Origin of the sequence: Flavonifractor sp. An306, assembly GCF_002159455.1 — a bacterium.
GTDB lineage: Bacteria > Bacillota > Clostridia > Oscillospirales > Oscillospiraceae > Flavonifractor.
Map to the genome: position 1 here is coordinate 1 of NZ_NFIQ01000086.1, position 13,034 is coordinate 13,034.

Genomic DNA, 13,034 nt, shown 5'->3' on the forward strand with positions numbered 1-13,034 from the left:
GTGGGTGATGTCGTCGTTGGGCATGGTGAGGATGGGCACCTGGGTCACCGACCCCTTCCGGCCCCGGATCATGCCCGCCCGCTCGTAGAGGGAGGCCAGGTCGGAGTACAGGTAGGCGGGGAAGCCCTTCCGGGAGGGGATCTCCCCCTTGGAGGAGGAGAACTCCCGCACCGCCTCGCAGTAGGAGGTCATGTCGGTCATGATCACCAGCACGTGGTAGCCGTGGTCGAAGGCCAGGTACTCCGCGGCGGTGAGGGCGCAGCGGGGGGTGAGGATGCGCTCAATGATGGGGTCGGAGGCCAGGTTGAGGAACATGACCACCCGCTGGAGGGCCCCCGCCTCCTCAAAGTTCCGGCGGAAGAACTCCGCCGTGTCATTCTTGACGCCCATGGCGGCAAAGACGATGGCAAAGTCCCCCTCCTCCCCCGCCACCTTGGCCTGGCGGACCAGCTGGGCGGCCAGCTCGTTGTGCTTCATGCCGGAGCCGGAGAAGATGGGCAGCTTCTGGCCCCGGATCAGGGTGGCGCAACCGTCGATGGCGGAGATGCCGGTATAGATGCAGTCCCGGGGATACTGCCGGGACACCGGGTTGATGGCGGCGCCGTTGATGTTCCGCCGCACCTCGGGAAAGAGCTCCCCCAGCCCGTCTATGGGCCGGCCCGCCCCGTCAAACACCCGGCCCAGCATCTCCCGGGACAGGGCGATATCCATAGGCTTGCCGGTGAAGTGGGTGCGGGCGTTTTCCAGGGAAATACCCCGGGCCCCCTCAAAGACCTGGAGAACCACCCGGTCCCCGTCGATGAGGATCACCCGCCCCCACCGCTGCTCCCCGCTGTCCAGCGTAATCTCGGCCATCTCGTCGTAGGCCGCCCCCTGTACCCCCTCCAGCACAATGAGGGAGCCGGACAGCTCAGACAGGCCGATATATTCCAGTTTCATGGTATCAGCTCCTTATGCCGCGTCAGCTGTTGGCCTGATGGACCTTGGCCAGGGCCTGGTCGATCCGCTGCCGGTAGTCGTCGAACTTGCTCTGGTCCTCGTTGGGCACCTCGTACTTCATCTTGGTCAGCTCGTCGAAAATGCCGGTGGCCTTCAGCTGGGACAGGGGGATGGCCCGGGCCACCAGCTCCCGGGCTCCATCGTACAGCCGGAGGAGCAGCTCCATCATCTTCAGCTGCTTGTCCATGGGTACGTAGGTGTCGATGGCGTGGTAGGCGTTCTGCTGCAGAAATCCCACCCGGATGAGCCGGGCAATCTCGATGACCAGCTTCTGGTCCTCAGGCAGCACGTCCGCGCCGATGAGCTTGACAATCTCCATCAGCTTGGCCTCCTCCTGGAGGAGATTGGAGATCCGCTGGCGGCAGGGGACGAAGTCCTTACCTACGTGCGCCTCATACCAGGGCTTCAGGTCGTCGGCATACTCCGAGTAGGAGGTGAGCCAGTTGATGGAGGGGAAGTGCCGGGCGTAGGCCAGCGAGCGGTCCAGGCCCCAGAAGGTGCGGACGTACCGCTTGGTGTTCTGGGTCACCGGCTCGGAGAAGTCGCCCCCCTGGGGGGAGACCGCCCCGATGACGGTGACGCTGCCCTCGTCGCCCCCCAGGGTGCGGACGTATCCCGCCCGCTCGTAGAACTCCGCCAGACGGGAGGCCAGGTAGGCCGGGAAACCCTCCTCGGCGGGCATCTCCTCCAGCCGGCCGGAGATCTCCCGCAGGGCCTCCGCCCAGCGGGAGGTGGAGTCGGCCATCAGGGCCACGTGGTAGCCCATGTCCCGGTAATATTCCGCCATGGTCATGCCGGTATACACCGACGCCTCACGGGCGGCCACCGGCATATTGGAGGTGTTGGCGATGAGAATGGTGCGCTCCATCAGGGGCTGGTGGCTCTTGGGGTCCAGCAGCTGGGAGAACTCCTCCAGGGCCTGGGTCATCTCGTTGCCCCGCTCGCCGCAGCCCAGGTAGACGATGATATCGGCGTCCGACCACTTGGCCAGCTGGTGCTGGGTCATGGTCTTGCCCGCCCCGAAGGGGCCGGGAATGGCGGCGGCGCCTCCCTTTCCGATTGGGAACAGGGTGTCGATGATCCGCTGGCCGGTGATGAGGGGCCGGTCAATGGGCAGCCGCTGGGCCATGGGCCGGGGGGTGCGGATGGGCCAGCGCTGGGCCAGCTTGAGCCGGTGGGCCGCCCCATGGCGGTCCTGGACCTCCACCAGAGGCTCCTCCACGGTGTACTCCCCCGGCTGGGCCGTCCAGGTCACCTGGCCGGACAGCCCGGCGGGAATCAGGCAGCGGTGGGTGATGATGGCGGTCTCCGGGCAGCAGGCGTACTCCGTCCCCGGGCCCACCTCGTCCCCCACCTTCACCGAGAGGGTGACCTGCCACTTCTTCTCTCGGTCCAGGGAGGGGATGTTCAGCCCCCGGCTGATAAAGGGGCCGCTTTTGTCCTGGATCACGTCCAGGGGGCGGGCGATGCCGTCAAAAATGTTGCGCAGCAGACCGGGCCCCAGCTCAATGGACATGGGAGCCCCCTGGGGCAGCACCTGCTGGCCGGGCATGAGCCCGGCGGTGTCCTCATAGACCTGCACGGTGGTCAGGCCGCCTTCCACCCGCACCACCTCGCCGATGAGCTCCTCCTCCCCCACATTCACCATGTCCATCATGGCCAGGCCCCGGCCTCCGGTGACGGTGACCACGGGGCCGTTGACGCCGTGGATGGTATAGGCTGCTTGGCTCATTGGGATTCCACCATCCTTTCTCTCTTATTCGCCGGCCAGGGACAGGCCGAACAGCTCGGCAAAGTGGCCGGAGAGCTCCTGGGCGGTGCAGTCAAAGGAGGCGTCCACCCGCAGGCCCAGGCTGGGGGAGCGGGCCACCAGCCCCCCCATGCGGAAGTCCCCCTCCTGAAACGTCACCTTGCCTCCGGCGGCCTTGGAGAGGCGGGGAATCCACTGGCTGTCCTCCGGGCGGAGGCAGACCTGCACATCCTTCGCTCCGGGGAGATGGCTCAGGGCCTGCTTCAGCAGCTCCTCCAGCCGGTCCCCATAGGTCGGCGTGCGGGTGAAGGCGGCGATTTTGGCCCGGACCAGGGCGAAGGTCTCCTGGGCCATCTCCTCCCGCCGCAGAGAGAGGGCCCGCTGATTCTCCAGCATATGGCGGGACACGCTGCGCCCCGCCTCCCCCTTGATCCGGGCCACCTCCCGGTGGATATACTGGTAGGCCTCCCGGAGCACCTGGTCCTCCGCACGGCGCAAGGCGGCGGCCCGCTTCTGCTGCGCCTGGTCCATGGCCCGCTTGCTCTCCTCCGAGGCCTCCGCCAGGATCTTGGCGGTAAAGCGGTCCAGCTTTTCTGTCATATCAGGCATGGAAAGGGTCCTCCTCTCGGGTGGTTATACCTTGACTCCAATGGCCTCCCGGATGTAGCGGGTGATGGAGTCGGGGGCCCGGCCGGCGCTGTGCCGGTCGGGAATTTCCACCACCAGGGGCCGCTGGGCGGTGAGCTTCATGGGGGCAATCAAGTCCTGGCACAGGGCGGCCAGCTTCTCGGTGATGAGCAGCACCCCGATCTCCCGGTCGGCGGCGGCGGTCTGGATGGCCTCCCGCACCTGGGAGGGCTCCCGCACCACCACCCCCTCGATGCCCGCCAGCCGCAGGCCCACCTGGGTGTCGGTGGAGTCGGTGATCACAAAGTATTTCATCTTACACAAACAGCAGCAGCAGGGCCACGATCAGGCCGTACAGCGCCACGCCTTCCGCCAGGCCCACGAAGATCAGGGCCTTGCCGAAGGCCTTGTCGTTCTCGGAAATGGCCCCCAGAGCGGCGGAGGCGGAGGAGGCCACGGCGATGCCGCCGCCGATGCCGCTCAGGCCCACGGCCAGGGCGGCGCCCACATATTTCAGGCCCTCGGCCAGCCCGGCGCCGGAGGCGCTGCCGCCGATGCCCACCACGGCGGCCAGCACCAGACAGGCGAAAAAGGACAGCACGTTGATGCCCAGGGCCCGCTTGGCCCGCTGGCCGGTATAGCTGCGGATGCCGATGAGGAACAGCGGGGAGAGCACCGCCAGGGCGGCAAAGCACAGTACGATGAATTTCAGCATGATGGTTGACCTCCTTGGATTCAGTCGGTATGGCTGGTATAGTCGATCTTTTTGGGGGTAAAGGGGACGCCGCCGTCGTCGTAGAACCGGCCGAAGAGCTCATAGAACTCCAGACGGAGCACCTGGATGCCCACCAGCAGGCCCTCAAAGCCCATGACGAAGGCGTTGCCCGCCACCAGGATCACGATGCCCACCGGGCCTCCCACTCCGCCGGCCAGCTGGGCCAGCATATGGACCACCAGCATCAGGCCCACGTGGGTGATGGCGTAGGCGCCGATGCGCATGAAGGACAGGGTGTTGGTCAGGTAGCTCAGCAGGGTTTCAAAGAGCTCGAACACCCCGGTGCCCAGCACCTCCCCCAGGGAGAAGCTGCGCCATTCCGGGTCGCCCGCCGCCAGGTGGGACAGGGGCTCCCGGAAGAGCATCAGCGCCAGGGGCAGCACCAGCACCGGCAGCACATAGGCGGGTGTGAGCAGATTGACCCCAAAGGCCACCGCCGCCAGGGCGGCGATGAGCACCCCGGCGTAGAACACCATGCCCGCCGCCCCATTGGGGCCGAAGAAGATCTTTTCAAAGTTCCGCTGCTTGACGCCGTTCATGATGTTGACCGCCATCACCAGCAGCAGCATGAAGATACCCAGGGCGATGGACAGCACCAGCAGCAGCAGCACGTTGCTCACCACCCCCAGGCCGCCCAGCTGGGTCTCCTCCATGATCTTGAAGCCGGGCAGAATGTCCTCAAAGCCGAACACCGACCCGTAGACGCAGCCAAACAGGGCCCCGGACAGGCCGCAGCAGGTGATGATGCTGCCCAGCCACATGCCCTTGACCTTGGTCAGCACCAGGCCCAGCAGGGCCAGACACAACCCCTGGCCCAGATCGCCAAACATGATGCCGAAAAACAGGCAGTAGGTGACGGCCATCAGAAGGGAGGGGTCCTTTTCGTGGTAGGACGGCAGGCCGTACATCTCCAGAAAGGGCTGGAACACCCGGCCCAGGAAGGGATTTTTCAGCTTGGTGGGGGGCGTGAACCGGTCCACGTCGGCGGCCACGTCGATGACGCAGGACAGCTCGCTGAACTGGGCCATCCGCTCCTGGATATCCGCCACGGCGTCCTCCGGCACCCAGCCCACCAGATAAAAACTGTCACGGCTGCGGCAGGCGTACCGCCGCAGGTCCCGGCATTCGCTGTGGTAGCGCAGGTAGGCGTAGTCGGACAGCAGCCGCCCCCGCTCCTGCTCCCGCAGGGCCCGCAGCTCTCCCTCCGCCTGGGCGGCCTCCCCCTTCATCCGCTCCACCCCGGCGTTCAGCTCGGCGATGGCCTGCTCCACCGTGCCGTGGGGCTGGACCTCCAGGTTGATCCGGGTGAAATGCAGGGAGGAAAAGAGCATGTCCACCCGGCTTTTGGCCTGCTTGGTGGTAAAATACACCCCATATACCCGCCGGGGGCCCAGGGTGGTGGGGACAAACAGCAAATCGTCCTCCTGGTCCAGGGCGTCCTGGAAGCTGTCATAGGTCTCCCGGGGCAGATAGCCGTACCGGAAGCGGGAGAACTCCAGCCCCCACAGCTCGTCCAGGTCGGCGCCGATCCCCCGCAGATACTCCAGCTGCTCCACCGCCGCGGCCGACTCCGCCGCCGTATGCTCCAGCTCCTCCTTCCGGTGGAGCAGGGTCATCACCTGTTCCTCCACCTGGTCAAAATAGGCGGTCAGCTCTTTGCGGGGCAGCCTGTCCGGGAAGGGGGCGTAAGCCAGCTCCACCCCGGCCTCCCTGGCCACCTCCTCCGCCCGGCACAGCAGGGGGGCGTAAGGGTTGCTGCTGTCCATGGGCATGACGCCCTTTACCTCTCCCATGAGACGCAGGGCAGGCTCCGGATGGAACTGCTGGTCGATCACGCAGGCGCTCACCACCTGGTCAAACCGCTCCAGCGGCCCGGCCAGGGTGAGCAGCTTCATGGGAACGACTGACATGGCCTCATCTCCTCTCCTCAGCTCCCCACCAGCTCCGCCAGGGCCGCGTGGTAGGGCACGCCGTATTTCACCGATTCGATCACGTTCACCAGCACCATCATCTCCAGCTCCTTCAGGTCCAGATAGGCCATGGCTGTGTAAATGGACGGCGGGGCCGCCAGCACCTGGTGCTTGTTGAAGGTATACAGGGCCCTGCGGTAGTACTCCTCCGCGTCCATGGCCTCCACCCCCTCAAAGCAGTCCTGGTAGGGGCTCTCCCTCAGCAGCTCAAACACCGCCCTGGCGTCGGGGGCGGCGCACAGCTGGCGGGTGAGCTCCGGCTTGAGCCGGTGGTGAAAGGGAAAGAGGATGGTGAGATATTCCTCCTGGCTGGTGTCGGGAAAATAGGTCTTGAGCCGCAGAATGTGGATGATATTCAGCAGGTCCACCTGTCCGCCCATGGCCTGGAGCAGCACCTTTTGGGTGGTGCCGCTGTACCGCTCCCGGGCGATGCGGAACATATGGGCAAAGTAGGCCGTCCGCAGCAGGCTCTCCGCCGTGGTATAGTCGGGCAGAGGCCCGCCCGGCTCCGGCCGCAGATGGAGCAGCACCGGATAGTAGATGCTCCCCTTGGCGGCGGAGAGCAGCTGGTCATAGCTGGTACACTCCCGCAGGGCCTTGTAGTCCACCTTCCCCTGCAGCACGATCCTGGGGGCGGGGGGCATCCCCTTGGCGTATTTTCCCACCTTCAGCCGCCGCAGGGCGTTGAGAATGGCGGTACGCTCGGCGATGCGGACGCGAAACTCCATCAGCGGCCTGTCCTCCCGGGGCACGTAGTGGGCCAGGCTGAGGTACTCCAGCCGCAGCTCCTCCCGCAGGGCCTGCTCCACCTCAATGCGGCCCACGTATTTCCAGCCCCCGGGGACGCACTGGGACAGTGCCTTGCTCCAGCCGGGATGCTGCCGCAAAGCGTCCAGAATCTCCGCCTCGCTCTTCATCCCCGCCAGCCGGGCAAATTCCTCGGTGCGCAGCCGCTTGCCGTACAGGGCGTGCACCTTGGCGGACAGGGCGCCGTATTTCATCCCGGCCCCCGTCATGGCTCCACGCCCACAATCATGGCAAACAGCTTGTCCACCCAGGCGTCCCGGTTCTTTTCATACACCGCTTCCACCGCCTTCATGGCCCGCTGCTGCACCTCGTCCAGCTTGACGATCTCCTCCTCCGCGCCGGCCTGCTCGGTCTCCTCCACCAGCTCCAGCCGGTGGCGGGCCCGCTGCATATAGTCCTCCCGCAGCTGGGCCACCTCCCGCTCCACGCCGGACTCCATCTGCTCCTGCTTCTGGCGGCCTTCCTCCGCCAGCGCCTTGGCGCTGTGCTCCGCCGTGATGATCTGATTTACCATGTCCAGGTACTCCACGGTATCACCGCCTTTTTCCTGTCGGTCCCCGGGACCAACTATTGATAATATGTCATCATAGCACTTCACTCCGCGCATTTCTATGGAAAAATAGACAAATATTCCTCCACGCCCCGCCAGAAATTTGGGGACTATTTGTGCAAGAAGGGGCTTCCTTTACTGCACTATTGTAATTCTTTCCCCTGTCGTATATAATAGAAAGAACTTATCTTCAATTATTTTATTTGCTATGGAAACCATTCTTGGAACAGGAGGAAGGAACACCATGAAGCTGCTCCAGCTTTTGGAACACGATTGCACGTTGACCCCCGAACAGCTTGCATCCATGGCCGACATGTCCGTGGATGAGGTCAAGGCGGCCATCCGGCATTACGAGGAGGAGAAGGTCATCCTGGGCTACAAGGCCATCGTGGACTGGGACCGCACCGACCGGGAGGCGGTCACCGCCCTCATCGAGGTGAAGGTCACCCCCCAGCGTGGAGAGGGCTTCGACCGGGTGGCCGAGCGGATCTACCAGTACGACGAGGTGGAGAGCGTCTACCTGATGAGCGGCGCTTTCGACCTGACGGTGATCATCTCCGGCCGCTCCCTGAAGGAAGTGGCCCAGTTCGTGGGAGAACGGCTGTCCACCTTGGAGGATGTGACGGGCACCGCCACCCATTTTATCCTGCATAAATATAAGGAGAAGCACCTCATCTTTGAAAAGCAGGAGAAGCAGCCGAAGGAGTGGATTTTCTCATGAACTACGACGAAATAATGAGTCAGCGCATCCAGGAGGTCAAGCCCTCCGGGATCCGGCGCTTTTTTGACATTCTGGAGGAGATGAAGGACGCCATCTCCCTGGGCATCGGCGAGCCCGACTTCGTCACCCCCTGGCACATCCGGGACGCGGGCATCTACTCCCTGGAAAAGGGGTTCACCAAGTACACCGGCAACGCCGGTATGGCCGAGCTGCGGCGGGAAATCGCCGCCTACCTGAACCGGCGGTTTGACCTCCAGTACGACTTCGCCCACCAGATCATCGTCACCGTGGGCGGCAGCGAGGCCATCGATCTGTCCCTGCGCTGCCTGTTAAACCCGGGAGACGAGGTGATCGTCCCCGTCCCCTCCTTCGTGTGCTACGGGCCTCTGGCCTCCATGGCTGGCGGCACCCCGGTGTATGTGGAGCTGAAGGCGGAAAATGAGTTCCGCCTCACCCCCGAGCAGCTAAAGGCCGCCATCACCCCCCGCACCAAGGCCCTGGTGCTCCCCTTCCCCTCCAACCCCACCGGCGGCATCATGGAGCGGGCCGACCTGGAGGCCATCGCCGACGTGCTGCGGGGCACCGATATTATGGTGATCTCCGACGAGATCTATGCCGAGCTGACCTACGGCCAGCACCACGTGTCCATGGCCAACCTGCCCGACATGTATGAGCGCACCATCGTGGTCAACGGCTTCTCCAAGAGCCACGCCATGACCGGCTGGCGAATGGGCTACGTCTGCGGGCCCGCCCCGGTGATCCAGCAGATGCTCAAGCTCCACCAGTTCGGCATCATGTCCGCCCCCACCACCAGCCAGTACGCCGCCATTGAGGCCATGCGCAACGGCGACCGGGACATCGAGCACATGCGGGACGAGTACGACGGCCGCCGCCGCTACCTGGTGGAGGGCCTGCGCCGCATCGGCCTGCCCTGCTTCGAGCCCAAGGGGGCCTTCTATGTGTTCCCCGACATCCGGGGCACCGGCCTGAGCTCCGACGACTTCTGCGAGCGCTTTTTGATGGAGGAGAAGGTGGCGGTGATCTCCGGCTCCGCCTTCGGCGCCGGCGGCGAGGGCTTCGTCCGCTGCTGTTACGCCACCTCGATGAAGGATATTGCCGAGGCGCTGACCCGGCTGGATAATTTCCTGACCAACCTGAAGAAAAAGCAGGAGCGGGAAGGGTAAAAGGAGGAGCCAACATGTATATCACCTGTTTGGACATGGAGGGCGTCCTGGTCCCTGAGATCTGGATCGCCTTCGCCGAGGCCACCGGCATCCCCGACCTCAAGCGCACCACCCGGGACGAGCCCGACTACAACAAGCTGATGAACTTCCGACTGGACATCCTGCGGGAGCACCGTCTGGGCCTGAAGGAGATCCAGGAGGTCATCGCCACCATCGACCCCCTGCCCGGCGCCAGGGAATTCCTGGACGAGCTGCGGTCCTTCACACAGGTGATCATCCTCAGCGACACCTTTGAGCAGTTCGCCCAGCCCCTGATGAAAAAGCTGGGCTGGCCCACCCTGTTCTGCAACACCCTGGAGGTGGCCCCCGACGGCGCCATCACCGGCTTTCAGATGCGCTGCCCCCAGTCCAAGCTGACCACGGTGAAGGCCCTGCAGTCCATCGGCTACCACACCATCGCCGCCGGAGACAGCTTCAACGATCTGGGCATGATCCAGGCCAGCAAGGCGGGTTTCCTGTTCAAGAGCACCGCCCAGATCAAGGCCGACCACCCCGAGCTGCCCGCCTTTGAGGAATTTCCCGATCTTCTGGCCGCCATCCGGGGGGCCATGGACTGATTTACAGGAAGCGAGTGAGAAAATATGACTCACGCATTTGACCATCTCCCCTTTCGCCCCGCCGACATCCTGCTGCCTCAGAACTGCGAATACAGCAAGTGGTCGGTGGTGGCCTGCGACCAGTACACCTCCCAGCCGGAATACTGGCAGCGGGTGGAGGAATATGTGGGCTCCGCCCCCTCCACCCTGCGGCTGATCCTGCCGGAGAGCTGCCTGGACGGCCCCAATGTGGAGACCGACATCATGGAGGTCAACAACACCATGACCCGCTATCTGCGGGAGGACCGGTTCAAGACCTTCCCCGACGCCCTCCTCTATGTGGAGCGGCGGCTGGACGACGGGAAGGTCCGCCGGGGCCTGGTGGGCATGGTGGATCTGGAGGACTACGACTACGAGCCGGGCTCCGACGCCTCCATCCGGGCCACCGAAGGCACCGTTATGTCCCGTATCCCGCCCCGGGTGGCGGTGCGGAAGAACGCCCCCCTGGAGCTGCCCCACGTGATGCTGCTGGCCGACGACCCCCAAAAGACCGTCATCGAGCCCCTGGCCAGCCGGAAGGACCGGATGGAGCTGGTGTACGACTTCGACCTGATGGAGCGGGGCGGCCACATCGCCGGCTGGAAGCTGGACCAGGAGAGCATGGAGCTGGTGGCCGGGGCCCTCAGCGCCCTGGAGGATCCCGCCGCCTTCCGGAAAAAGTACGGCGTGGAGGACGGGGCCGTGATGCTCTTCGCCGTGGGGGATGGCAACCACTCCCTGGCCACCGCCAAGGAGTGCTATGAGCGGCAGAAAAAGCTCAATCCCCCCGAAAAGTGGGACAGCCTGCCCGCCCGGTTCGCCCTGTGCGAGCTGGTGAACCTCCACGATTCCTCTCTGGAGTTTGAGGCCATCCACCGGGTGCTCTTCGGGGTGGATCCGGTGGCCCTGGTGATGGACCTGTGCGCCGCCTTCCCCGGCGCCCATTCCGGCGAGGGCGAGGGCCATGTGCTCCGCTACGTCCACGCCGGCGGCGAGGGCGCGGTGACCATTCCCCACCCCAGGGCCCAGCTGGAGGTGGGCACGCTGCAGCCCTTCCTGGACAAGTATGTCAAATCCCACGGCGTGCGTATCGACTACATCCACGGGGCAGACGTGGCCCGGCAGCTGGGCCGCCAGCCGGGCAACCTGGCCTTCCTCCTCCCCGCCATGGGGAAGGACCAGCTGTTCCCCACCGTGATCCGGGACGGCGTGCTCCCCCGCAAGACCTTCTCCATGGGCCACGCCCATGACAAGCGCTTTTACCTGGAGGCCCGAAAAATCCGATAAGGAGGCTGGCCCATGGCAGTGACGGAGGTTTTCGCCTGTGCCAAACTGAATCTCTCCCTGGACGTGCTGGACAAGCGCCCCGACGGCTACCACGAGATGAAAATGGTGATGCAGACCGTCACCCTCCGGGACAAGCTCACCCTGGAGACCGGAACGGGAGCGCCCCTGCGCATGCAGAGCAATCTGGGATTTCTCCCCACGGACGAGCACAATCTGGCCGCCGCCGCCGCGCTGGCGTTTTGCCGGGAGACGGGGGCCGACCCGGGCGGGCTGTCCATCCGGCTGGAGAAGCAGATCCCCGTGTGCGCCGGTATGGCGGGAGGGAGCGCCGACGCCGCCGCCGTGCTGCGGGGGCTGAACGAAGCGCTGGGCCTGCAGGTCTCCCAGCAGCGGCTGGAAGAGATCGGCGCCCTGGTGGGCTCCGACGTGCCCTACTGCGTGGGGGGCGGCACCGCCCTGGCGGAGGGCCGGGGGGAAATCCTCACCCCCCTGCCTCCCCTGCCCCACTGTCAGGTGGTGCTGTGCAAGCCGGCCTTCTCGGTGTCCACCCCGGAGCTGTTCAAAACCCTGGACGGCTGCCGCATCCGCCGCAGGCCGGACACCGCCGGACTGCTGGCCGCCCTGGATGCGGGGGATCTGCCGGGGGTGGCCCGGCGGATGTACAACGTCTTTGAGGACGCCCTCCCCCAACGGCGGTATCAGGAAATATGCGCCATCAAGACCGCCCTGATCCAGCACGGGGCCCTGGGCGCCTCCATGAGCGGCAGCGGCTCCACCGTGTTCGGCCTGTTTGACCGGCAGACGGCGGCGGAGGAGGCCTTTGCCGCCCTGAAGCCGCTGTACCGGGAGACCTTTCTGGTGGAGACCACCGGCCGCCTTATGAAAAAAAAGGTATAAAAAAGCAAAACGCCGTCCAAAATGGAGTCAAATCCAATTTGGACGGTGTTTTTACATGAATAAGCAAAGCTGCAAGTCACATACGCTGCGCCGGTGGGAGCTGGCCCTGCTGCTGGGGGTGGCCCTGGCCGCCCTGCTAGGGGCATGGCTGGACAAGAGCCAGAGCGACCTGGCCGACCAGGTCATCCGCCTCCACGTGCTGGCCAATTCCGATTCGGAGGCCGATCAGGCCCTGAAGCTCCAGGTGCGGGACCGGGTGCTGGAGGTGGCGGAGTCCTATTTCCAGCCCGGAGCCACCCGGGAGGAGACCGAGGCCATCCTTCGGGACCATCTGGCCGACCTGGCCGCCGCCGGGGCGGAGACGGTGGGGGCGGCGGGATACGACTACCCGGTGACCGCCTCTCTGGAGGAGAACTACTGGTTCCCCACCAAGGAATACGAGGACTTCGCCCTCCCCGCCGGAGAGTACACCGCCCTGCGGGTGGTCATCGGAGAGGGGGACGGCCGCAACTGGTGGTGCGTGGTGTTCCCGCCTCTGTGCCTGGGCTCGGTGAGCGAGCCCGCCGCCCAGACCGCCCTCCAGGCAGGGCTGAGCCAGGACCAGGTGTCCCTGATCACCGGCGAGGACGAGGGCTATGTGGTAAAATTCCGGGCCATGGAGCTGTGGGAGGACTTCCAGCACTGGCTGTCGGAGGAATAAAACAAGCGGAGCGTGCCCGGCACGCTGCACTTGTCAAGCAAAAGTAGACACAGAAAAAGTGAATTTATCGAAAGCCCTGTTCGGTTCTGTACTGAACGGGGCTTTTGTATCCCAAAGCGGCAGCAGGACGAG

Annotated in this window: 14 protein-coding genes; 6 read left to right on the forward strand and 8 right to left on the reverse strand. The window is 64.9% G+C overall.

Going from position 1 to position 13,034, the window contains the following annotated elements:
- The 8 genes from B5F88_RS16475 to B5F88_RS16510 all read right to left on the reverse strand — a co-directional run.
- Positions 1-939 (reverse strand): V-type ATP synthase subunit B (locus tag B5F88_RS16475; protein WP_087348253.1); only part of this gene is annotated, 939 nt, incomplete at its 3' end.
- 22 nt (positions 940-961) lie between these two features.
- Positions 962-2,731 carry a V-type ATP synthase subunit A gene (locus tag B5F88_RS16480; protein ID WP_087348254.1) on the reverse strand — a complete coding sequence of 590 codons (1,770 nt, stop codon included), beginning with the start codon at positions 2,729-2,731 and terminating at the stop codon, positions 962-964.
- Positions 2,732-2,755: 24 nt separating this feature from the next.
- Complete coding sequence (locus B5F88_RS16485) at positions 2,756-3,358, reverse strand: V-type ATP synthase subunit E family protein (RefSeq protein WP_242959848.1); 603 nt, start codon at positions 3,356-3,358, stop codon at positions 2,756-2,758.
- 24 nt (positions 3,359-3,382) lie between these two features.
- Positions 3,383-3,691 (reverse strand): V-type ATP synthase subunit F, encoded by a 309-nt coding sequence (locus B5F88_RS16490; protein ID WP_087348256.1) that lies wholly within the window; start codon positions 3,689-3,691, stop codon positions 3,383-3,385.
- 1 nt (position 3,692) lies between these two features.
- Entirely contained in the window at positions 3,693-4,091 is a 399-nt protein-coding gene (locus B5F88_RS16495; RefSeq protein WP_087348258.1) for an ATP synthase subunit C, read from the reverse strand.
- Between the two features lie 20 nt (positions 4,092-4,111).
- Entirely contained in the window at positions 4,112-6,061 is a 1,950-nt protein-coding gene (locus tag B5F88_RS16500) for a V-type ATPase 116kDa subunit family protein (RefSeq protein ID WP_087348260.1), read from the reverse strand.
- Between the two features lie 17 nt (positions 6,062-6,078).
- A complete protein-coding gene (locus B5F88_RS16505; protein ID WP_087348262.1) occupies positions 6,079-7,137 on the reverse strand; it encodes a V-type ATPase subunit in 1,059 nt (352 codons plus the stop codon).
- Positions 7,134-7,457 (reverse strand): hypothetical protein, encoded by a 324-nt coding sequence (locus tag B5F88_RS16510; protein ID WP_087348264.1) that lies wholly within the window; start codon positions 7,455-7,457, stop codon positions 7,134-7,136. Before B5F88_RS16510 ends, B5F88_RS16505 begins: the two co-directional genes overlap by 4 nt.
- Positions 7,458-7,722: 265 nt before the next feature.
- Here B5F88_RS16510 and B5F88_RS16515 point away from each other — a divergent pair, with 265 nt between their 5' ends.
- The 6 genes from B5F88_RS16515 to spoIIR are packed head-to-tail and all read left to right on the forward strand — an operon-like array spanning position 7,723 to position 12,902.
- The gene (locus tag B5F88_RS16515) at positions 7,723-8,199 is read left to right on the forward strand and encodes an Lrp/AsnC family transcriptional regulator (RefSeq protein ID WP_087348266.1); all 477 of its coding nucleotides are present in this window, start codon (positions 7,723-7,725) and stop codon (positions 8,197-8,199) included.
- Entirely contained in the window at positions 8,196-9,383 is a 1,188-nt protein-coding gene (locus B5F88_RS16520; RefSeq protein ID WP_087348268.1) for an aminotransferase class I/II-fold pyridoxal phosphate-dependent enzyme, read from the forward strand. Before B5F88_RS16515 ends, B5F88_RS16520 begins: the two co-directional genes overlap by 4 nt.
- A 14-nt stretch (positions 9,384-9,397) precedes the next feature.
- Positions 9,398-10,000, forward strand: coding sequence for a bifunctional phosphoserine phosphatase/homoserine phosphotransferase ThrH (thrH, locus tag B5F88_RS16525; protein WP_087348270.1), 603 nt, complete (start codon positions 9,398-9,400; stop codon positions 9,998-10,000).
- 24 nt (positions 10,001-10,024) lie between these two features.
- A complete protein-coding gene (locus B5F88_RS16530; RefSeq protein ID WP_087348272.1) occupies positions 10,025-11,305 on the forward strand; it encodes a DUF1015 domain-containing protein in 1,281 nt (426 codons plus the stop codon).
- A 12-nt stretch (positions 11,306-11,317) separates the two neighbouring features.
- Entirely contained in the window at positions 11,318-12,202 is an 885-nt protein-coding gene (gene ispE / locus B5F88_RS16535; RefSeq protein ID WP_087348274.1) for a 4-(cytidine 5'-diphospho)-2-C-methyl-D-erythritol kinase, read from the forward strand.
- A 55-nt stretch (positions 12,203-12,257) separates the two neighbouring features.
- Positions 12,258-12,902, forward strand: a complete 645-nt coding sequence (spoIIR, locus tag B5F88_RS16540) for a stage II sporulation protein R (RefSeq protein ID WP_087348277.1) — start codon at positions 12,258-12,260, stop codon at positions 12,900-12,902.
- Positions 12,903-13,034: the final 132 nt, after the last annotated feature.